We start from the raw sequence: 19,637 nt of genomic DNA, 5'->3' as shown, positions 1-19,637 counted from the left end.
CGGTGACGGGTCGTCGCGTCGCCCAACGGGGTGAGGGGGCGCCAGATGAGCGGTGACCGTGGCGCGCAGAACACAGTGGCGGTGAGGATCGGCGGGAATGGACACGCGCCTCACTGTGCGTTTCACCCGACCGGATGATGACGCGCGATCTCGGCTTGACGTACTGCCGGCATCTTGATTTTCGGTGGGAGGTTTGCCGGAGATCTCGATCGCAGAAGGATGCGCGATCGCATCCGATTGTGTGGCAGTTCCACGATGACCAAACTCGCCACAAGACGGGGTCGTGACCGACATTGGCAGTGTCTCTCACCCGACCGGGTGAGGCATTGTGCCGCCAAATGCGGTATCATCATCATACCTCTTCAGGTTGTATGGGCAATCATTGGTTGCCGATGAACTCGGGCGGCAAAATGGTGAACTTCTCCAGCGACAAGATCGAGAAGCTTCTCGACCTGATCTACGACGCTGCGGCCGAGAACGATCTGTGGCCGCATGCGCTCACGGCGATCGCCGATCTCACGCATAGCGAGGGCGGCATCCTGTTCGGTCAATCCGTCACCGCGCAGCGCGTTTATTTCGATTTCAACGGCCGCCTGAATGAGGAGTGCAATCGCGCCTATCAGGAGCGGCACATGAATAATCCGTGGTCGCAATATATGGAGACGCAGCCAGTAGGGCGGCTGGTGCAGTCCGATCAAGCGATCCCGCTCTCGAAGCTTCAGGCGACCGCATTCTACGACGAAGTGCTGCGGCCCCAGGAGGTCGGGCACAACGGAATGATTGCGCTGGCGGCACGTGACGATTTTCGTGCGGCCTTCAACATGTGTCGTAGCGAGCGGCGCGGGCCGCTCGATCCCGATGAGGAGCGGCTCCTGGAGTGGTTGTCGCCGCATTTGCGCCGGTCGGTGACGCTCGGATTTCGGATCGACGGCTATCTGGCCGTGCAGCATGCAGCATTCGATGTCCTCGACCGGCTTGCCGATGGTGTCGTGGTGCTGGACCACAAGGCGCGCGTGCTGTTCTCCAATGCCGCTGCGCGACGGATGTCGGAGGAAGGGGCGCTGCGGCTGCATCACTCGATCGCGACCCATTCGCCTGTGCATTCGCAGCGTCTTAACGAATTGGTCCGCGCGGCGCTGCAAGGGACCGCCGGCGGCACCATGAGCCTGCCACGCAACCAGGACGGCCGGCTCCTGACCATCCTGGTCTCCTCGATCCGGAGCAAGGATCTCGGACGACTGTCCGATGCGGGCGTGAAGGATGCGGCGGTGCTGCTGTTCGTCGTCGATCCTGCCAACCGACGATCGATCCCGCTCGGACGGATCATGGACGCATACGGCCTGACTCACGCCGAGGCGCGGGTCGCGCTCGCGTCGTCGTCCGGCAGTACAACCATCGAGACCGCACGCGCGCTCGGGCTGTCGCCAAACACCATCAAGACGCATCTGCGCCGAGTTTTCGCCAAGACCGCGACCCGGCGTCAGGCCCAGCTCGCCAGCCTGATGGCATCGATCGGCAGCGTACGGGTCGCGGATGTCGATTGGGAACAGTGATGCGTCACCCGGCCGCTTGATGTGCCCGAACGTGTTCACCGCCTTACGGCCGACGGCGGGCGAACTTGCGGAGTTTGAAAGGCTCGAGGCCACCGCACCTCTCGACGAGGAGGGGTGTCCGGCGTGGTCGTTCGAGGGCGAGCCGCTGATGGCGCGCGAGCGACGCTGGCTGGAGCTCTATCGCAAGCTGGAGAATTCGGGCGGCTCGCCAAAACGCATGGGCGGCGCCGGCAAGGACCGGCGCCGCCCATGTATCGTGTCATACTGCAACAACCGTTCAGGCCGTCTTACGGACAGGGATGCCGCTGGCCGTCGTAACCGAGATAGGTCCCTGAAGCCGGGTCATAGGATTTGTAGCGCTGCGCGCAATAGGCTGCATCGCCGCCGCCATCGGGGACCACCGCCACTGACGGCTCATCATAGTAGCTGCCATAGTAGTAGGGATCATCGTAATAGCTGCCGCCGTAATAGGCGTACGAGCCGAGGCCGCCGATCGCCGCCCCCGCCGCGAAGCCGGGCCAGAATCCGCCGCGACGATGATGGTGATGACGCCAGCCCCCGCCGTTCCAGTTGCCGCTGCGGCCTTGCCAGGTGCCGCCGTTGGCGGCTGCAAAGTTGCGGCTGACGCCACCGGTGAAGGACGTGCCGCCGCTCGGACGTATCGCTGGGCCGGCCGCGGGGCCGGCCGCGAAGTTGCCGCCGCCTCCGCGCAACGCGGGGCCGCCGCCCATCCGTGCTCCGCCGCCGCTGAAGCCGCCGCCGCTCATGCGCGCGCCGCCACCACCGAAGTGAGCGCCGCCGCCGCCACCCCCACCGCCGATGTGAGCGCCGCCACCACCGCCGCCGATGTGGGCACCACCACCGCCCCCACGGCCACCGCCGCCGGGCCCCTGTGCGAAGCTCGGTGAGGTCATGGGTAGAACGAGCGCCAGCGCTGCGGCGGCACTCAAAACTTTCAGATTGTTCATGGTCAAACTCCTTTCCCGGAAGCAAACCCTATGAAAGGGCTGGGGTTCCTGGGATCACGCCGGTTTGCGTGCGACCGGAAGCCTCGCTCGCGACCCCTGTACCCGGCATGAACGGATCGCGTCCGATTTGCGGCAGCCTTTGTGTCGCGGCCGCGCATTTGCGGAAGGGCCCCAACGTTCCGCCGAACTGGACATTTCACCGCCCGGATGGCATCAGGGCCCGACGAAGCAGGGCCCTTGCCGCATGAAACAATTCTTCCTCAAGTTCTTCACCTGGTGGAATGGCCAGACTTTTGGCACCCAACTCTGGACCAAGCGGTACGGGGAGCTGGTCGGCCAGGACGAGCAGGGCAATCTCTACTATCGCACCCGCGGCGGGGCGGTCGATCCGACCCTCGGCTTCGAGCGGCGCTGGGTGGTCTATAACGGCTATGCCGAAGCGAGCCGGATCCCGCCGTCCTGGCATGGCTGGATCCATCATGTCGTCGATGTGCCGCCGACCGAGGCCAATTATCAGCCGCGCGAATGGGAAAAGCCGCACCAGCCCAATCTCACCGGCACGGCAAAGGCCTATCGTCCCTCGGGCTCGACCCTTGCCAGCGGCAAGCGGCCGAAGGCCACCGGCGACTATCAGCCCTGGACGCCTGGCTAGTCTTTCGGCCTCCGCGATCTACATCGTCAAATTGGATGCATGCGCATCCGCCGCACCTTGCTGTGGACAACGGGAACAGCGGGGATGGCGGTTGCACGGCCGTTGCGCCAACGCGGGCGATGCGGCTCAATGATCCCATCTTACGGAGATGGGAGACCATCGCGTTCGGTTCGGGCAACAGTTCGCGACTGTCCCGAAATGCAGCGGCCGCCGACCAGGACTCGATCGGGAGATAGGCCCCCGGTCTGCAAGCTCCGAAATCGCCCGATGAAATGTGCAGCCGCCGTAAGGCAGGAAAGGCCGCTTGGGAAACCGAGCGGCCTTTTTCTGTTGCCATCGTCCTGGCGTGTCCCGGACGCGGTGCAGCGTGTAACGCTGCGCCGCTGAGCCGGGACCATGTTTCCGAGAGCATCCTGTGGCGTGGGTCCCGGCTCTGCGGAGCGTCACTGCGTGCCGCACCGCGTCCGGGACACGAGGGCTACATCACGCGCTCAGCCGCACGCTTGACCGCATCGAGCCGCCGCGCCTGGTTTTGCGCGCCGCGCTCCTTCAGCAATGCCAGCACTTCCGCCGGCGCGGTGTCGGGCGAGCCCGAATTGAACGGCGGGGCCGGATTGTATTCCATCTGGAGCTGGATTGCTTCCGCCGTGGTGCGATCGATCATGATGGACACCAGCGTCAGCGCGAAATCGATTCCCGCGGTGACGCCGCCGCCAGTGATGCGGTTGCGGTCGACGCAGACGCGCGTCCTGGTCGGCGTGGCGCCGAACTGGCCGAGCATCTCCATCGCGCTCCAATGGGTCGCGGCGCGGTAGCCCTTGAGCAGGCCGGCGGCGCCGAGCGCCAGCGATCCCGTGCAGACGGAGGTGACGTATTTGGCGCCCTCGGCCTGCTTGCGCAGGAAGGCGAGCACCTCCTCATCGTTGAGCAGGTCGTTGGTGCCGCCGCCGCCGGGCACACAGATCACGTCGAGCTGCGGGCAATCCGCGAACGTCGTGGTCGGCGTCAGCATGAGCACGGAATCGCTCGGCACCGGCTCGATCCGCTTCCAGATCAGGTGCAGCTGGGCGCCGGGCACCATGGAAAATACCTGCAAGGGACCGGTGAAGTCGAGCTGGGTGACGCGCGGAAACACCAGGATTCCGATCTGGAGCGGTAGCGACATCGGCAGGTCCTCCAAAGATGTGCTTGACGCGCGAAGACTGGCATGGTGCCTTTGTGTCTGAAATGGCGTAATTCCCTCTATTTCGGACATAGCCTATGATCGGCATCCTGATCTTCCCGGATTTCCAGCTGCTCGACGCGGCCGGCCCGATCTCGGTGTTCGAGGTCGCGGCACGCTGCGCCGGCAAGCCGCTTGCGCTCCGCGTGCTGGCGCTGAATGCCGGGCCGGTGCGCAGCTCGTCGGGCGTCGAGATGATGGCGCGTGATTTCAAGTCGGCGAATGCGATCACGACGTTGGTGGTCGCGGGCGGCGCGGGCGTCGCGGATGCCGCGCGCTGCGAGGTCACACGCGCCTTCGTGCAGCGGCTGGCGCGGCGCGGCGTGCGGGTCGCGAGCGTCTGCTCGGGCGCCTATGTGCTCGCCGAGGCGGGTCTGCTCGACGGCCGCCGCGCCACCACGCATTGGGGCCGGACGCGCGATTTTGTCGCGCGCTATCCGAAGGTGAAGTTCGAGCCGGACCAGATTTTCACCCGCGACGGCAATGTCTGGACGTCGGCCGGCATCACCGCGGGCATCGATCTGGCACTCGCGATGGTCACCGAGGATCAGGGCGAGGAGATCGCGCAACAGACGGCACGCCACCTCGTGCTGTATCATCGCCGCAGCGGCGGCCAGTCGCAGTTTTCCTCGCTACTGGAATTGAAGACGCCGAACGGCCGCTTCGGCGCGCTGTTGTCCTGGGCGCGCGAAAATCTCGACGCGCCGCTGACGGTGGAGGACCTCGCCGATCGCGCCGGCATGAGCGCGCGGCATTTTGCCCGCGCCTTCGCCGCCGAGACCGGCACGACGCCCTCGAAGGCGATCGAGCGGCTCCGGCTCGAAGTCGCACGCGAGCGCGTGCAGTCCTCGCGCGAGGGGATCGAGCTGGTCGCGGAGGCGACCGGTTTCGGCGACCCCGAGCGGATGCGGCGCGCCTTCATCCGCGCCTTCGGCCAGCCGCCGCAAGCGCTGCGGCGCGCGGCGCGGACGGGGTAGGGTGTGTGTCAATCCGGAGTGCGCGGGATAGCGTGTCGGCGTTGCCACAAAGTGGACATCGACGTTGCATAGGCGAATGTCCGCGAAGGGATTGGCGGTTTGTCCAGACTTTGCGCGCGGGCCATGAACAGAATCTGGCACATCGGCGCGGTAGATAACGGGCAACGCCCGAGACCTGCGTTTCGACTCAGATGGCAGCTCCGGCCAGCAAGAAAGCGCCCCCGAGCGCGACCATTACAAGTCCAGGCCAGTTCGATTTGATGCCGAAGCCGCTGCCTGGCCTTTCGGGCTCCAGCGTGTCACGCCCGGAGCGAAGCCACCTTCCACCGCTGAATCGGCCTCGCCAGATGGGCTGGAACGCCATTTGGAGTAAGCCGCCGAAAACAAGGAGCACACCAAGCCATACGAGAGTCATGCTCACCTCCTCTACCCGCGGACGCCGATAGGTTACTCCGCCGAGAACTGCGGTCCATTCAGCGTCTGCTGCTGCTCTCGGATTCAGACCGCCCTTGAAGGCCGCCGGACGCACCAGCGCGCCGCCACGTAGCCTGGAGATCGCAGTCGCAAAGCCAGGCGACGTCTAAGCGTCCTGCTCAGTCCTCGTCCGGCTCGCGGACGACCGGCGGTTGATCGGTTTCGTTCTCTTCATCGTTTTGCTCCTCCTCCTCATCCTCTTCGTCGTCATCAGGATCTCGGGGCGGCATCGCCTTGGTCATGATCGCGAAGATATGCCGGTCGATCTTAGCGGGAACCCGCTCGGGGAGTAGGGTCATGTTGTTGCTCCACGGGTGTGACCCCCTGCGGGCACTCTACCCTTTTTCGGCGGGGCAGACACGAAATTGGCGGCCAGCGCGAGATCCGGTTATCCGTATCAGACGAGCTAGAGGGTGAGTGTCCGATCTCTCGCATTTCCGGTCACGGGGTGGCATTGCGAGGGGACCGCCTGTCCGATTTGCCTTCGAAAGCAGACATTCCGGATAATGAGGACAAGCTTAGGTGGCCGCTATTTGCCGCCGCCCCGCTCGACACGTCCGCGTAGCGTCAAGTGCCGCGCGATCGGCATCAGCATGTATGGCGCGAGGTGAATCGGAAACTGCGTCATCGCGAAATAGAGCCAGGTGGTGGGCGGCAATGCGCCGGCCGTTGCCGCCAGCATCAGGCCGAGATTGCGCTGTGACACCATCAGCCCGAGTGCCAGCGCGCGCTCGGTGCCGATGCGGCGGAACAGCAGCGTGGTGATCGCGAGCAGGGTGAAGTAGATCGCGAAGGACAGAGCTGCGAGGCCGATCGTGAACATCGGCTGTGCAAGGAGGTCGCTCACGACGTCGCCCATGATCGCGGCCGCGAAGATGAAGAGGATGATGATGTTGAGACCGTCGATCGGCGTCTTGTGACGCTGGATCGCCTCCGCGCCGAAGGTCCATCGGATGACTGTGGCGGCCAGCAGCGATGCTGCGAGGATGCCGAGCAGTTTCAGGCCCAGCGTCAGCGGTGTGATGCTCAGCATGTCGCCGAGGAAGATGCCCGCGAACATCGATGCCGTGAAGGGCACCAGCGCGGTCGAGGTCACCAGCGTGATCAGCACGAGCGTGGCATCGAGACCCATCAGCGCGGCGAGGGCCGGGGAGGCCATCATCGGTGAGGCCATGCTCTGGAGCATCAGCGCGAGCGAAAGCCCGGGCGCGCGAGCCGTGAGCCCGGTTGCGTGCGCGATCAGTCCGACGATCAGCGGCACGCCGATCGTGGTCCAGGCCGTGGCAGTTGCAACCAGCGCCGGTCGGCGCAGATGGCTATAGAGGGCCGCCAGATCGACCCGCATGAAAGAGATGCAGAGCAGGCAGAGGATTGCCTCGGTGAGATAGGGACGCAGCAATGCGCCGAGCGGTGGCACCGCGGCCGCGATGAACACGACGGCGGCTACGCCGCGTGTACCTTGGCTGCCGAGCCAGATCAGCGCGCGCAGCGGGAGGGCGACGACGGATTGGAGCGGAGAAGCCATGCGGAACGGCGTTTCAGCCCAATCCCTTCAACCACGCGCCGATCTCGCGCACGGCGACGTTGGCCTCTCGCAACAGCTTGCCCATCGTGAAGAAGCCGTGGAACTGGCCGGGATAGTGCTTGGTGGTCACGGGCACGCCGGCTTGGTTGAGCCGCCCGGCATATTCGCCGCCTTCGTCGCGCAGGGGATCGGCGCCTGCTGTCAGCACATAGGCCGGCGGCAGGCCGGCAAGGTTTTGCGCACGCGCCGGCGAAGCGCGCCAATCATGGATGTCGGCGGCGCCATTGAGGTAGTGGTCGCGGAACCAGCGGATCACCGAATGCGTCAGCAACACGCTGGTCTCAGGCTCGCTGTGGGAGCCGTGGGTCATGGCGAAATCGGTCGCCGGATAGATCAGCACCTGGCCCGCGAGCGCAGGGCCATCGCCGTCGCGCGCGGCCAGCGCCACGACCGCGGCGAGATTGCCACCGGCACTGTCGCCGCCGATCGACAGGCGCGAGGCGTCGATGCCGAGCTCGCGCGCGTTGGCTGCAACCCATGTGGTTGCGGCGATGGCGTCCTCAATGGCGGCGGGAAATTTGTGCTCGGGCGCGAGGCGATAGTCGACCGAGATCACGATCAGCGCGCCTTCGATTGCAAGCTGACGGCAGACGACGTCGTGAGAGTCGAGATCGCCGATCACCCAGCCGCCGCCATGGAAGAACACCAGCGCCGGCGACAGGCCGTCATGTCGGCGCGGTTCCCTGGGCACGTAGATGCGTGCGGGAATCGTGCCGTGCGGCGCCGGGATCGCAAGCTCTGCGACGCGGGCGAGTTCCGGCGGCTCGGGGTTGGTGGCAAAGCGCGCCTGCGAATAATAGGCGCGCGCTTCCAGGGCGGTCAGGGTCTCGTAGGCGGGGCGGCCGGCGTCCTGGAAGGCCCTGTAGACGGCGGCGGCATCGGGATCGAGCACAACGGGCATGGCTGGCGGTCTCTCGGGGTTTCCGGTCAGGGTTGGACGTCGTTTTCGGAAGGCGCTGTCCGCCTCGCATCCCCGGGAGGGGCGATCGACTATCCCATTCGGGCGCCGGTCTGGCCAGACGGGGCCGGGAAGGGCGGGGTTGCCGCCCTTCCCCCGCCGTATTCGCCGTGTTAACCGGAGGGCCTGCGAGCGGCGGTAACCCCTGTAGAATGTCCAACAAGCCCGATTCGCTGTTGAAGCCGCGCGAGATGTTTCGAACCATTACCCTGACAGGTCTTGCGGCGCTTTTGGCCGCCACCGCACTGACGGTTGCGACACCGGCGCAGGCGCAGATCGGCACGATCTTTTCCGATCCGCCGCCGCTGCGGCCGCCCGGCAACATTCCGCGTGGCCAGCCGCAACCGCAGCAGATTCCCGACGACGACGAAGAGGTGCCGGAGCTGCCGCCGCAAGGCCGTGTGCTGCCGTCGCGCCCGATGCCTCCGCCGCCAGGGCGGCAGGGGAATGTGATGCCCGGGCCGGTCGAGACCCAGCCGCTGGCGCCACCGCCGGGCTCCACCGTCGCGCCGCCGAACCAGCCGCCCTCCGCGGCGATTGCGCCGCCCGGTCCGCCGGGAGCCCCGGGTGCGCCCGGTCAGCGCCAGCCCCAGCAGAAGGGCGCTCCGGGTGCCGTGCCGCAGACCCCGGCGAGCCTGCAGCCGGGTGACGAGGTCGTCACCGAACCGCCGGCCCAGAAGATCGTGAACAAGAAGGCGACCTTCTCCGGTCTCGACAAGATCACCGGGCGCATCATCAATTTCGACGAGGAGATCGGCGAGACGGTCCAGTTCGGCGCGCTGCGCGTCAAGACCGACGCCTGCTACACGCGGCCGGCGACGGAGGCCACCAACACCGACGCCTTCGTCGAGGTCGACGAGATCACCTTGCAGGGCGAGGTGAAGCGCATCTTTTCGGGCTGGATGTATGCCGCGAGCCCCGGTCTGCACGGTGTCGAGCATCCGATCTACGACATCTGGCTCACCGACTGCAAAGAGCCGCAGCAGACCATTGCGACCGCCGCGCCAGACCCAGCGACCAAGCCCGCGCCACCGCCGCCCGCGCAGAAGAAGGCCGCGCCCAAGCAGGTCCAGCAGCGTCCGCCGCAGCCCTTGCCGCCGATCCAGCAGCAGCAACCGGCACCGCCGCCGCCCCCGCCGCCGGAGCAGCGGCCAGGTCTGTTCGGCATCCCCGGGTTTGGCCGTTAGGCCAAATCCCGCCGGGTTTGGCCGCTAGGCCAATCCCCCGGGGTTCGGCCGCTAACCCAGCTGTCCATTATTGTCGCGAGGCGATGATCTCGAGCGCGCGTGCGCCCGGAATCGCGTCACCGGGCGAGAGCCTGAGGAAATCGCCGGGCTCGCCGGCGAGCGCCTTGTCGAGCAGTGCGGTGTAGCGCCGCCGCGAGATCTCTGCCGCGCCAAAGCTCTTCAGGTGTTCCGTGACATATTGGGTATCGAGCAGCTCAAAGCCGCCATGGATGAGGCGCGCGACCAGATGCACCAGCGCGACCTTCGAGGCATCGCGTGCGGTGTGGAACATGCTCTCGCCGAAGAAGGCCCGTCCCAAGCTTACGCCGTACAGGCCGCCGACGAGATCCTCGCCCTGCCAGGCCTCGACACTGTGGCAATGACCGAGCTCGTACAGGCCGCCATAGAGGTCACGGATGCGCTTGTTGATCCAGGTGTCCTCACGGCCAACCTGCGGCGCGGCGCAGCCGGCGATGGTCGCCCTGAACGCGGTGTTGACGGTTACGCGAAACACATCCGAGCGCACGGTGCGCGCGAGCCGCGAGGCCACGCGAAACCCATCGAGGGGGATGACGCCGCGCAACTCCGGCTCGACCCAGAACAGGGTCGGATCGTCGGCGCTTTCCGCCATCGGGAAGATGCCGCAGGCATAGGCGCGCAGCAGCACGGCCGGTGTGATTTCAGACGGAGCGGAGTCGCGCGAAGTCATGGTTCGCAATCATAGCAGGATCGCGATGCGGTTGCGATGGGGTGCGCAGCAGGGCGCGAGCTCAACTCGCGGCGGCGGTGCTGGTCTTGCCGGGGCTTGCCGGCACGCGACCGAACTTCAGAATGATCCGGGTTCCGGAATGCGCGGGATCGCGCTCGACCGAAGCGTCGAGCTTGGAGGCCATGGCCGCGACGATGCGCTGGCCCATGCCGGTCGAGCGCGGGTCAGCCTTGACGTTGTCGCCGACGCCGTTGTCGGTGATCGACAGCAGGAGATCGTCGCCTTTCGAGTTCAGCTCGACATGGATCGGGCCGGCGCCGTCGGGATAGGCGTATTTCACCGCGTTCATCACCAGCTCGTTGACGATGATGCCGACGGCGACCGCGCGGTCAGGATCGATTTCGATCGGCTCGGCCTTCAGCGTCAGGCGCGACATCCGGTTGCCTTCGGCCGAGCGGCGGAGATCCTCGAGCAGCGAGTCCAGATACTGGTTCAGGACCACGCTCTTCAGATCCTGCGAGGTGTAGAGACGCCGGTGCACCTGCGCGACCGCGGCGACGCGGCCCATCGCATTGGTCAGTGCCGCCTTGACCTCGTCGTGCGCGGCGGAGCTTGCCTGAAGGTGCAGCAGTGAAGCGATGATCTGGAGCGAGTTGCCGACGCGGTGGTTGACCTCGCGCAGCAGCAGCTCGCGTTCGGCGGCAAGCGCCGCATAGCGGTCACGCGAGGCATGGATCTCGGCTTCGGCTTCCTCGCGCGCCTTCTGCAATTCGGCCTGGCGCAGCGCGCCCTCGGCTGCGACGTGGAGAAGGGGAATGAAATCGCCCGTGACGTCCTTGACGAGATAGTCGGCTGCGCCGGCCTTCAGCGCGGTGACCGCGATGTTGGAATCCTGCGAGGCCGTGACGAACACCACCGGCGGCGCCCCCGGGATCGCCATGATCTGCTCCAGCGTCTCCAGTCCATCGAGGCCGGGCATGTACTGGTCGAGCGCCACCACGTCGATGCCGCCTTCGGCACTCGCGCGGCGGATGCGCTCCAGGCCTTCCTCGCCGCTCGCGGCATGGACGACCCTGTAGCCGCGCCGCGTCAGGCCGCGATCGACCAGGCGCGCCAGCGCAGCGTCGTCATCGATGTAGAGCAGTGTGGGTGTACGTTGGTTCATGGGGCGGCGGGCGGGACCTGGATGACCGAGAAGAACAGGCCGAGCTGCCGGATGGCATTGGCGAAATTCTCGTAGTTGACGGGCTTGGTGATGTAGACGTTGCAGCCGAGCTCGTAGCAGCGCTTGATTTCCTGGGAATCGTCGGTGGTGGTCAGCACCACCACGGGCGAAGCCTTCAGATATTTGTTTTCCTTGATCTGCCTCAGGATGTCGATCCCGGTCATGTCGGGCAAATTGAGGTCGAGCAGGATTAGCAGCGCATTGCCCTTTTGCACGAGCCCAGAGCCGTCGGCGCCGAACAGGTGCAGCATCGCGTCCGTGCCGTTCTTGAAGGAGACGATCTCGTTGTTGACGCCGGAGCGGCGGATGTTGCGCTCGATCAGGCGGGCGTGGCCCTCGTCGTCCTCGATCATGATGATGGTGACAGGCTGGGTCATCGATCTGCGTTCCGGTTGCTTACGTTCCAGGCGATCGGCAGCGTGATGGTGAAGGTGCTGCCCGCATTCAGTTCCGATGATACCGACATGGTGCCGCCGAGGCGACGCACAAGTGCACGCACATGCGCAAGCCCGATGCCCTGGCCGGGCTTGTCCTGGGTTCCCGCGCGGCGGAACAGGTCGAAGATCCGCTGGTGATCCCTAGCGTCGATCCCGCGGCCATTGTCGCTGATCTCGAAGATAGCGTAACCGAGCTTGGTCCGCCCGCGAATTCTGATCTCACCGGGCACTCCGCGCTTCAGATACTTGATCGCATTGTCGATCAGGTTGGAGAAGATCTGCTCGAGCGCGAGCCGGTCGCTCACGACATTTGGCAGCGCCTCGAGATGGATCTCGGCCTGCGCCTCGGCGGCCTGGTGCGCCAGCGTCGACACGATGGCCTCGATCAGCTCGCTTGTGTCAATCTTCACGGGCTGGAATTCGCGCCGACCCTCGCGGGTGAGGTTGAGGATCGCCGAGATCAGCCGGTCCATCTTGGCGATCGACGACTTGATGAAGCCGAGCGCTTCGGAAAAATCCTCCGAGAGCTGCTTGTCGGCGCCCTCGAGCGCGATCTCGCCTGGTCCGGCAGGCGCCAACGGTGGTCCGTCCGCAGGGACTTGGGCGAGGCTGCCGATGCGGCGAAAGATGTCGCTGCCGAGCTCATCGAGCTCGCTGGTGAATCCCATGATGTTGACGAGCGGCGAGCGCAGATCGTGGCTGACGATATAGGCAAAGCGCTGGATCTCGTCGTTGGCCTCGCGCAGATCCGCGGTGCGTTCGTCGACGACGGATTCGAGGTTGGCGTAGGCCTCGCGCAGGCGATTCTCGGCCTCGTCGCGGGCGAGTGCCGAGCGCCGCACCAGCCAGATCGAGATCAGGGCCAACAGCACGACGAGACCGGAGCCGATCCCCGTCATTGATGCGGCGAGCGTCTGGCTGCGGTCGGCATTGGCCGTGCGGAGGCGAAACAGCCGCTCCTCCTCGCCGATCATTGCCGCCGCCACATTGCCAATCGTGGTGGTGCTGCCCTCGGCGGCCGCCTGCCGTGCCAGTGCCATCGCCATGTCCGGCTGGCCCTGCTTGATGGCGTCAATCTCGCGCGCGAATTGGCCGAGACGAGTCTCGATTGCCGCGCTCAGCTTCTCGGTGCTTTCGCGTTGCGCGGCGTTGTCGCCGCTCAGGCGCGTCACCCTGTCGAGCGCTGGAATGATCGCCGCCACGGCCTTTTCGTAATCCGCCTGGAATTCCGGACCCAGCGTCAGGAGGTAGCCGCGCAGGGCGCTTTCGGCGCGGCGGACCTCGAGCAGCAACGCGTTGATCTGATTCTCCACCTCGATGGTGTGAATCACCCACTTGCTGTCGCCGCGGGCCTTGTTGACGAGGTAGACCGAACCGGCGCTGATCACGGTCAGCACCAAAAGACCCGCCGAGAACAGCAGGATCTGCCAGAACGCGCGCCGTCGTTGGGCATCAGCCGTCACGACGATTCACCGGTCTACATTCAGTGGAATTCAAATCGCCCCCTTGGAACTGGCCCCAACCGTCCAGAACGCGATTGAGGCTAAAGGGTTCCACCAAGGGCGAGATTATCTCGGCGCGGGTTCCGCCTTGCCGGCCAGGTACTGTTCCAGCCAGTGGATGTGATAATCGCCGTTGATGATGTCGTCTTCACGCACCAGCGCGCGGAACAGCGGCAGCGTGGTCTCGATCCCTTCGACGACCATCTCGTCGAGCGCCCGGCGCAGCCGCATCAGGCATTCGGCGCGGGTCTTGCCATGCACGATCAGCTTGCCGACCAGGGAATCGTAATAGGGCGGGATCGTGTAGCCCTGGTAGACGGCGGAATCGATCCGGACGCCCAGGCCGCCGGGCGGATGGTATTGCAGGATGCGGCCGGGCGAGGGACGGAAGGTCTGGGGATGCTCGGCGTTGATGCGGCACTCGATCGCATGGCCGATGACCTGGACCTCTTCCTGCCTCGCCGGCAGGTCGCCGCCGGCGGCGATGCGGATCTGCTCCAGCACCAGGTCGATGTCGGTAATGCTCTCAGTGACGGGATGCTCGACCTGGATGCGGGTGTTCATCTCGATGAAGTAGAACTCGCCGTCCTCGAACAGGAACTCGATGGTGCCGACGCCGAGATATTTCATCTCGCGCATGGCTTTGGCGCAGGTTTCGCCAATCTTGGCGCGCGCGGCGGCGGCGAGAACGGGCGAGGGGCCTTCTTCCCAGACCTTCTGGTGGCGGCGTTGCAGCGAGCAGTCGCGTTCGCCGAGATGGATGGCGCCGCCGCGGCCGTCGCCGAGGATCTGGATCTCGATATGGCGCGGCTTCTGGAGATATTTTTCGAGGTAGACGGAGGCATCGCCAAAGGCGGATTTGGCCTCATTGGCTGCCGTCGACAGCGCCACCTGGAGGTCGGCCTCGCTGTGCGCGACCTTCATGCCACGGCCGCCGCCACCGGCCGCAGCCTTCACCAGGACCGGGAAGCCGATCTTGCGGGCGATCGCTATCGCGTCGTCATCGGGGCCGACCGCACCGTCGGAGCCGGGCACCACGGGGATGCCCAGGCGCTTGGCGGTCTTCTTCGCCTCGATCTTGTCGCCCATCAGGCGGATGTGCTCGGCCTTGGGACCGATGAAATGCAGATTGTGCTCCGCGAGGATTTCCGCGAAGCGGGCATTTTCAGACAGGAATCCGTAACCGGGATGCACGGCATCGGCGCCGGTGATCTCGCAGGCCGCGAGCAGCGCGGGGACGTTGAGATAGCTGTCCTTGGATGCCGGCGGCCCGATGCAGACGCTCTCGTCCGACAGGCGCACATGCATGGCGTCGGCGTCGGCGGTGGAATGCACGGCGACGGTCGCGATCCCGAGCTCCTTGCAGGCCCTGAGGATGCGAAGGGCGATCTCGCCGCGATTGGCTATGAGGATCTTGTCGAACATGATGTCCTGCAGTGAATGGCGAGTGGCGAATGGCGAATAGGGACGGCAAGTGCCATTCGCTATTCGCTACTCCCCATTCGCCTACTCAATAATCACCAGCGGCTCGCCGTACTCGACCGGCTGGCCGTCCTCGATCAGGATCTGCGTTACCGTGCCGGCGCGCGGCGAGGGGATCTGGTTCATGGTCTTCATGGCTTCGATGATCAGCAGCGTCTGTCCGACCGAGACCTTGCTGCCAACCTCGATGAACGGCTTGGCGCCCGGCTCCGGCGCCCAATAGGCGGTGCCGACCATCGGCGAGCTGACGGCGCCGGGATGCTTCGACAGGTCGGGCCCGGCGGCGGCAGGCGCGGCGGAGGCTACTGGCAGGGCGGCGGGAGCAGCTGCCATCGGCACAGGCATGGTCGCAGCAACGCTGATGTTGCGGGCGACGCGCAGGCGCAGACCGGCACGTTCGATCTCGATCTCGGTGAGACTGGTCTCATCGAGCAGCAAAGCGAGCTCGCGGACGAGCGCGGAATCCTCGCTGGAAAACTTTGCGGCTGCTTTGTCGTCTGGCTGGCGCGCCATGTTCTTTGATCCGAATGTTCTGTTTGATGAGGAGCTTCAGGCTTTGGGCTTGATGGCAAGCTTGGCGGCAAGGCCCTGGATAGCGAGGCGGTAGCCCTCGATGCCGAAACCGCAAAGCGAGGCGAAGGCCGCGCGCGCGGTGTAGGAATGGTGACGAAAGCTCTCGCGGGCGTGGATGTTGGTCACATGCACTTCGACCGTCGGGATCTGCACCGCAAGCAGCGCGTCGTGCAGCGCGATCGAGGTGTGCGAATAGCCGCCGGCATTGATGATGATGCCCTTCATCTTGCGCGCATGCGCCTCGTGGATGAAATCGATCAGCTCGCCTTCGCGGTTGGACTGCCGGCAATCGGCCTTGAGACCGAAGGCCGCCGCCGTCTCCCGGCACAGCGCCTCGACGTCGGCCAGCGTCGCGTGGCCATACTTTTCCGGCTCGCGCGTCCCCAACATGTTGAGGTTCGGCCCGTTCAGGACGAGGATCGTGTCGGTTGCAGGTTCAGCCATTCCAATCCCGGAAGAGGTGCTCGGCGTGGCGGGGGTTATAGGTAACAATGCGCGTGAGGGGAAGCCTTGACGGCCTCCCGGAGGGGTTCAAGTACCTCATCCAGTGCGCAAAAACCTGTGTGGAAACCACGGAAATCGCTTGTTAACCAGTCCGAAGCATGGCTGCCGGCCAACCGCAAAGGGGGCGGGCATTGCTGCCCGCCCCCTTAAGGTTTAATCGCCATCGGCCTTACACATCGAGGACGGCGACGATCTCGTAGGTGTCCGGATTGATGATCACGATCTGCTCGCGGACCAGAACATACTTATAAGCCCGCCACTCCGGATAAATGGTCACGACCCGGGACGGCAGGGCGTGCAGCGAAATGCCCTCGCGCGGCACGCGGGTACCGATCGAGACCGAGAAGTTCACGTTGGTCACGGGGGCCACGCGCTCCTCGCGGATCACAGACGTGATCTGGGTCCGCTGCTCGGTCGAGAGCTTCGCACCCGCGCCAGCCTGGCCGACCGTGGTCGACGTGGAGCTCTGGCCCTGCGCGTTCTGCTTGGTGCTAGTACCGGTCTGGCCCTGAGCGTTCTGGTTGGTGCTCGTGCCGGTGCCCTTCTGGTTCTCGGCGTTGTTGGTCGAGGTGCCGCTCTTGCTGCCCTCAGCCTTCATGTCCTTCTGGTCCTTGCCGGACTTCGTGGTGTCCTGACTCATGCTCTTGGACTTGTCCTGCTGGGACTTGTCCTGAGCGCGTTCGTCGGTGCGCTGGCCCTTGGTCGCGCCAGCCTTGTCCTCAGCCGCGTTCTTGTTCATCGCGCCGCCCGGGGACCGCTCGTCCTTCATCGCGCCCGACTTGTCTTCGGAAGCGCGATCGGACTTCATCGTGCTGGAGCCGCCGGTCTGGCCGACGGTGCCCTTGTCGTGGCTCATGGAGTCGCGGCCCGTCGAGCCACCGCGTTCGGCGGCACCACCGGAAGGCTGCGATTGCTGCGTCTGCGCGCCGCCGGCGCCACCGCCGCTGTCGCGGCCCATATTGTTCTGTGCGCTTGCCAGTCCCGCGCCCGCGACGAGCGCGATTGCGGCAACCGAGATCATAAAGCGGTTCAACATCGAAATTCTCCTCACGTGTTCATTGCGTCATTGCCCGCGCCGACAACGAAAGGAGATTTCAGTTGTTCCGGAACTTCGCCTGTTCCGCGGCATTTGTTTGTTGAATGCCAGATGAACGACTTTGCACGAAGGCGCCAACGTTCGGCGTCAAGAAAAAAGGCCGGCTTTTCAGCCGGCCTTTCGTGTTTCCAGTATCGCAAAACGTGTTCAGCAGGTTGCCTTGCCGCAGCGGGCAATGCCGATCTTTTCCCTGAGACCGTCGACGCCGACGGCACCGATCACGATCTGCTTGCCGATGACGTAGCTCGGCGTGCCGTTCATGCCCATCGCTTCGGCGAGCTTGAAGTTCTCCTCGATGGTGGCGCGCACCTCGGGGCTGGCGATGTCCTTCTCGATCTTCGCGGTGTCGAGGCCGGCTTCCTTGGCTGCTTGAAGCGCGCGCGCCTTGTCGGCGGCACCGCGGCCGGTGAGCAGCTTCTGGTGGAAGTCGAGATATTTCTTGCCGGACGGATCCTGCATGCGCACGGCGACCGCGACCTGGGCCGCTTCCACCGAGCCCTGACTCAGCACCGGAAACTCCTTCAGCACGACCTTCAGCTTCGGATCGCTCTTCATGAGCGTAAGCATGTCGTCCATCGCGCGCTTGCAGTAGCCGCAATTGTAGTCGAAGAACTCGACGAAGGTGACGTCGCCCTCCTTGTTGCCGAGCACGACCTGGCGCGGCGAGTTGAAGATCGCATCCGCATTCTGCGCGACGCTGGCTTCGTGCTTCTGGGTCTCGGCTGCGGCCTGACGCTTGCTGAGCTCGGCCATGGCCTCCTCGAGCACCTCGGGATGGCTGACGAGATAGTTCTTGATGATGGCCTCGATGTCGGTGCGCTGGCTATCGGAGAAACTGTCGGCCGACGCGGGCGCGGCTGCGCCGAACAGGGCGAGCGCAAACAACGCAGGAGCAAGCAGGCGCAGCGAAGGCATAGGCAAATCCTCTTATCCAAAGCAGGTTTCGAGAAACGTCCCGGCGGCCTCAGGCTCGGCGTCGTGACGTCGCGGTGTCGGGCGTCGTTTTAGGCATTTCATCGCGTGGCGGCTTGGCCGCCACGATGTTCAATTGCGCGGCGGCTTCGCCGCCACGATGTCGTCGGCCTTGACCCATCCGGGGGTGCCGACGGCGAAACGGGTTTTCGCGCGCGTGGCGAGCTCGCGGGCGGTCTTGTTGTCGCCGCGCAGATAAGCGGCCTGCGCCGAGGCGAGATCTGCCTCGGCATATTCGCCCTTCCGGCCATAGGCCATCGCGAGCTGGGTATAGCCGAGCGCCGCCTCGGGCTCTCGCGCCACCGCGGCGCGGAGAATCCGAACAGCGTCGTCGGTGTAGGCCTTATTATCGGTTCCAACCAGAGCCTGCCCAAGTAACATCTCGATGAGGGGCGAGTTGTTCGAGAGCTGCGCCGCCTTGCGCAGGGCCGGGATCGCCTCGGCCGGCTTGCCGCTTTCCAGCAGCGCCTGGCCGCGCACCTCGTAGAAGTACGGGTTGTTCGGCTGGACCTGGATCAGCGCGTCGATCTGGGTGAGCGCGCTGCGCAGGTCTCCGTGCAGATAGGTGCTGATGGCGCGGGCATAGCGCGCCGGCATGCTGTCGTTGGTTTGCGGATAGCGGCGGTACACCGTTTCCGGCCGCTCCATGAAGGCGGAGATCTTGGCGCGCACCATGTCGTGGCGGAGCTGGAGCGCGGGATCGTCCTTCTTGTTCCAGAAGGGGCTGGAGCTTGCGAACTCCTGGAGCGCGGCGACGCGCTCGGCCGGCATCGGATGCGATTGCAGATAGGGATCGGCGCCGCGCGCGGCGAACAGGCTCTCGCTGGTGAAGCGCTTGAAGGTCTCGTACATGCCCTTCGGCGATTGCTGGGTCGCCGTCAGGAATTTTACGCCGGCACGGTCGGCGTTCTCCTCCTGCTGGCGCTGATAGGACAGCAGCGACCTGCGGATCATCTCCTGCGGCGCGGCGATGGCGGCCGCGCCGGCATTGGCGAGGCCGTTGTTGCCAGCGCTGCTGCGCTGGGTGCTGCCTGCGGCGATCGCGCCGGCGCCAAGCAGCATCGCGATGATCATCTGGGTCTGGGCCGTGGCGAGCTGCTCGCGCAGCTTGGACAAATGGCCGCCGGCCAGATGCCCGGTCTCGTGCGCGAGCACGCCGATGATCTGGTTCGGCGTCTCCGACTGGAGCATCGCGCCGTAATTGACGAAGATGCGGCGGCCGTCCGCGACGAACGCGTTGAACGAGCCGTCGTTGAGGATCACCATCTGGATGTTCTGCTTCTCCAGACCTGCGACGCGCAGGATCGGGCGCGTGTATTCGCGCAGCAGCTGCTCGGTCTCGGTGTCACGCAGGACCGGTGGCCCCTTGGCTTGCGCATGCGCGGCCGAGAACGGCGTCAGCGCGATCGCCGCAGACATGACGAGGGCGGTGAGGGCGGAGGCCTTCTTGCGCAATGCGATCTGGAGCAACATCAGGCGGTCTGGGTCAAACGTCTTGATCAAGCAGTTCGTGATTGGTTTT

Annotated in this window: 19 protein-coding genes; 4 read left to right on the top strand and 15 right to left on the bottom strand. The window is 65.3% G+C overall.

The window, feature by feature from the left end; all coding sequences use genetic code 11:
- The first annotated feature begins 410 nt into the window (after positions 1-410).
- On the top strand, positions 411-1,553 hold the full coding sequence (locus tag IVA81_RS12505) for a LuxR C-terminal-related transcriptional regulator (protein ID WP_247316872.1): 1,143 nt from the start codon (positions 411-413) through the stop codon (positions 1,551-1,553).
- A gap of 287 nt (positions 1,554-1,840) precedes the next feature.
- Here the strand turns inward: IVA81_RS12505 and IVA81_RS12500 are convergent, their stop codons facing one another.
- Positions 1,841-2,521 (bottom strand): BA14K family protein, encoded by a 681-nt coding sequence (locus tag IVA81_RS12500; RefSeq protein WP_256469332.1) that lies wholly within the window; start codon positions 2,519-2,521, stop codon positions 1,841-1,843.
- 244 nt (positions 2,522-2,765) lie between these two features.
- Between IVA81_RS12500 and IVA81_RS12495 the strand changes: the two genes are divergently transcribed.
- Positions 2,766-3,173 carry an NADH:ubiquinone oxidoreductase subunit NDUFA12 gene (locus IVA81_RS12495; RefSeq protein WP_028144863.1) on the top strand — a complete coding sequence of 136 codons (408 nt, stop codon included), beginning with the start codon at positions 2,766-2,768 and terminating at the stop codon, positions 3,171-3,173.
- Between the two features lie 478 nt (positions 3,174-3,651).
- Here the strand turns inward: IVA81_RS12495 and IVA81_RS12490 are convergent, their stop codons facing one another.
- Positions 3,652-4,338: a DJ-1/PfpI family protein gene (locus tag IVA81_RS12490; RefSeq protein WP_247316868.1), complete on the bottom strand. Its 687-nt coding sequence runs from the start codon at positions 4,336-4,338 to the stop codon at positions 3,652-3,654.
- 95 nt (positions 4,339-4,433) lie between these two features.
- Between IVA81_RS12490 and IVA81_RS12485 the strand changes: the two genes are divergently transcribed.
- Positions 4,434-5,372, top strand: a complete 939-nt coding sequence (locus IVA81_RS12485; protein ID WP_247316866.1) for a GlxA family transcriptional regulator — start codon at positions 4,434-4,436, stop codon at positions 5,370-5,372.
- Between the two features lie 593 nt (positions 5,373-5,965).
- Here IVA81_RS12485 and IVA81_RS12480 read toward each other — a convergent pair.
- The 3 genes from IVA81_RS12480 to IVA81_RS12470 all read right to left on the bottom strand — a co-directional run bounded on the left by IVA81_RS12480 (position 5,966) and on the right by IVA81_RS12470 (position 8,332).
- Positions 5,966-6,145 carry a hypothetical protein gene (locus tag IVA81_RS12480; protein ID WP_247317859.1) on the bottom strand — a complete coding sequence of 60 codons (180 nt, stop codon included), beginning with the start codon at positions 6,143-6,145 and terminating at the stop codon, positions 5,966-5,968.
- 230 nt (positions 6,146-6,375) lie between these two features.
- The gene (locus tag IVA81_RS12475) at positions 6,376-7,371 is read right to left on the bottom strand and encodes a Na+-dependent transporter (protein WP_247316864.1); all 996 of its coding nucleotides are present in this window, start codon (positions 7,369-7,371) and stop codon (positions 6,376-6,378) included.
- A gap of 13 nt (positions 7,372-7,384) precedes the next feature.
- Positions 7,385-8,332: an alpha/beta hydrolase gene (locus IVA81_RS12470; protein ID WP_247316862.1), complete on the bottom strand. Its 948-nt coding sequence runs from the start codon at positions 8,330-8,332 to the stop codon at positions 7,385-7,387.
- Between the two features lie 209 nt (positions 8,333-8,541).
- On the opposite strand from IVA81_RS12470, the gene IVA81_RS12465 reads away from it, so the two are divergent.
- On the top strand, positions 8,542-9,576 hold the full coding sequence (locus IVA81_RS12465) for a DUF2155 domain-containing protein (RefSeq protein ID WP_247316860.1): 1,035 nt from the start codon (positions 8,542-8,544) through the stop codon (positions 9,574-9,576).
- A gap of 67 nt (positions 9,577-9,643) precedes the next feature.
- Here the strand turns inward: IVA81_RS12465 and aat are convergent, their stop codons facing one another.
- The 10 genes from aat to IVA81_RS12415 form a co-directional block, all read right to left on the bottom strand.
- Positions 9,644-10,324, bottom strand: coding sequence for a leucyl/phenylalanyl-tRNA--protein transferase (gene aat / locus IVA81_RS12460; protein ID WP_247316858.1), 681 nt, complete (start codon positions 10,322-10,324; stop codon positions 9,644-9,646).
- A gap of 61 nt (positions 10,325-10,385) precedes the next feature.
- Positions 10,386-11,489, bottom strand: a complete 1,104-nt coding sequence (locus IVA81_RS12455; protein ID WP_247316849.1) for a histidine kinase dimerization/phosphoacceptor domain -containing protein — start codon at positions 11,487-11,489, stop codon at positions 10,386-10,388.
- The gene (locus tag IVA81_RS12450; RefSeq protein ID WP_247316847.1) at positions 11,486-11,926 is read right to left on the bottom strand and encodes a response regulator; all 441 of its coding nucleotides are present in this window, start codon (positions 11,924-11,926) and stop codon (positions 11,486-11,488) included. Before IVA81_RS12450 ends, IVA81_RS12455 begins: the two co-directional genes overlap by 4 nt.
- Positions 11,923-13,449 carry a CHASE3 domain-containing protein gene (locus tag IVA81_RS12445; protein ID WP_247316841.1) on the bottom strand — a complete coding sequence of 509 codons (1,527 nt, stop codon included), beginning with the start codon at positions 13,447-13,449 and terminating at the stop codon, positions 11,923-11,925. Before IVA81_RS12445 ends, IVA81_RS12450 begins: the two co-directional genes overlap by 4 nt.
- Positions 13,450-13,554: 105 nt before the next feature.
- Positions 13,555-14,913, bottom strand: coding sequence for an acetyl-CoA carboxylase biotin carboxylase subunit (gene accC, locus IVA81_RS12440; protein ID WP_247316836.1), 1,359 nt, complete (start codon positions 14,911-14,913; stop codon positions 13,555-13,557).
- A gap of 81 nt (positions 14,914-14,994) precedes the next feature.
- Complete coding sequence (gene accB / locus IVA81_RS12435; protein WP_247316816.1) at positions 14,995-15,483, bottom strand: acetyl-CoA carboxylase biotin carboxyl carrier protein; 489 nt, start codon at positions 15,481-15,483, stop codon at positions 14,995-14,997.
- 36 nt (positions 15,484-15,519) lie between these two features.
- On the bottom strand, positions 15,520-15,987 hold the full coding sequence (gene aroQ, locus IVA81_RS12430; protein ID WP_247316808.1) for a type II 3-dehydroquinate dehydratase: 468 nt from the start codon (positions 15,985-15,987) through the stop codon (positions 15,520-15,522).
- A gap of 229 nt (positions 15,988-16,216) precedes the next feature.
- Positions 16,217-17,083, bottom strand: coding sequence for a DUF1236 domain-containing protein (locus IVA81_RS12425; protein WP_247316806.1), 867 nt, complete (start codon positions 17,081-17,083; stop codon positions 16,217-16,219).
- Between the two features lie 207 nt (positions 17,084-17,290).
- On the bottom strand, positions 17,291-18,058 hold the full coding sequence (locus tag IVA81_RS12420) for a DsbA family protein (RefSeq protein WP_247316805.1): 768 nt from the start codon (positions 18,056-18,058) through the stop codon (positions 17,291-17,293).
- A 129-nt stretch (positions 18,059-18,187) separates the two neighbouring features.
- On the bottom strand, positions 18,188-19,588 hold the full coding sequence (locus tag IVA81_RS12415) for a M48 family metalloprotease (RefSeq protein ID WP_247316804.1): 1,401 nt from the start codon (positions 19,586-19,588) through the stop codon (positions 18,188-18,190).
- Between the last annotated feature and the right edge of the window lie 49 nt (positions 19,589-19,637).

The organism is Bradyrhizobium sp. 141, assembly GCF_023074055.1.
GTDB lineage: Bacteria > Pseudomonadota > Alphaproteobacteria > Rhizobiales > Xanthobacteraceae > Bradyrhizobium.
Note: the sequence above shows the minus strand (reverse complement) of the source record. Positions and strands in the feature narration are given on the sequence as shown.

What these genes read in the sequence shown, in the direction of transcription:
- IVA81_RS12505 (WP_247316872.1), top strand. Translation starts at nt 411, where the DNA reads ATGGTGAACTTCTCCAGCGACAAGATCGAGAAGCTTCTCGACCTGATC.
- IVA81_RS12500 (WP_256469332.1), bottom strand. Translation starts at nt 2,521, where the DNA reads ATGAACAATCTGAAAGTTTTGAGTGCCGCCGCAGCGCTGGCGCTCGTT.
- IVA81_RS12495 (WP_028144863.1), top strand. Translation starts at nt 2,766, where the DNA reads ATGAAACAATTCTTCCTCAAGTTCTTCACCTGGTGGAATGGCCAGACT.
- IVA81_RS12490 (WP_247316868.1), bottom strand. Translation starts at nt 4,338, where the DNA reads ATGTCGCTACCGCTCCAGATCGGAATCCTGGTGTTTCCGCGCGTCACC.
- IVA81_RS12485 (WP_247316866.1), top strand. Translation starts at nt 4,434, where the DNA reads ATGATCGGCATCCTGATCTTCCCGGATTTCCAGCTGCTCGACGCGGCC.
- IVA81_RS12480 (WP_247317859.1), bottom strand. Translation starts at nt 6,145, where the DNA reads ATGACCCTACTCCCCGAGCGGGTTCCCGCTAAGATCGACCGGCATATC.
- IVA81_RS12475 (WP_247316864.1), bottom strand. Translation starts at nt 7,371, where the DNA reads ATGGCTTCTCCGCTCCAATCCGTCGTCGCCCTCCCGCTGCGCGCGCTG.
- IVA81_RS12470 (WP_247316862.1), bottom strand. Translation starts at nt 8,332, where the DNA reads ATGCCCGTTGTGCTCGATCCCGATGCCGCCGCCGTCTACAGGGCCTTC.
- IVA81_RS12465 (WP_247316860.1), top strand. Translation starts at nt 8,542, where the DNA reads ATGTCCAACAAGCCCGATTCGCTGTTGAAGCCGCGCGAGATGTTTCGA.
- aat (WP_247316858.1), bottom strand. Translation starts at nt 10,324, where the DNA reads ATGACTTCGCGCGACTCCGCTCCGTCTGAAATCACACCGGCCGTGCTG.
- IVA81_RS12455 (WP_247316849.1), bottom strand. Translation starts at nt 11,489, where the DNA reads ATGAACCAACGTACACCCACACTGCTCTACATCGATGACGACGCTGCG.
- IVA81_RS12450 (WP_247316847.1), bottom strand. Translation starts at nt 11,926, where the DNA reads ATGACCCAGCCTGTCACCATCATCATGATCGAGGACGACGAGGGCCAC.
- accC (WP_247316836.1), bottom strand. Translation starts at nt 14,913, where the DNA reads ATGTTCGACAAGATCCTCATAGCCAATCGCGGCGAGATCGCCCTTCGC.
- accB (WP_247316816.1), bottom strand. Translation starts at nt 15,483, where the DNA reads ATGGCGCGCCAGCCAGACGACAAAGCAGCCGCAAAGTTTTCCAGCGAG.
- aroQ (WP_247316808.1), bottom strand. Translation starts at nt 15,987, where the DNA reads ATGGCTGAACCTGCAACCGACACGATCCTCGTCCTGAACGGGCCGAAC.
- IVA81_RS12425 (WP_247316806.1), bottom strand. Translation starts at nt 17,083, where the DNA reads ATGTTGAACCGCTTTATGATCTCGGTTGCCGCAATCGCGCTCGTCGCG.
- IVA81_RS12420 (WP_247316805.1), bottom strand. Translation starts at nt 18,058, where the DNA reads ATGCCTTCGCTGCGCCTGCTTGCTCCTGCGTTGTTTGCGCTCGCCCTG.
- IVA81_RS12415 (WP_247316804.1), bottom strand. Translation starts at nt 19,588, where the DNA reads ATGTTGCTCCAGATCGCATTGCGCAAGAAGGCCTCCGCCCTCACCGCC.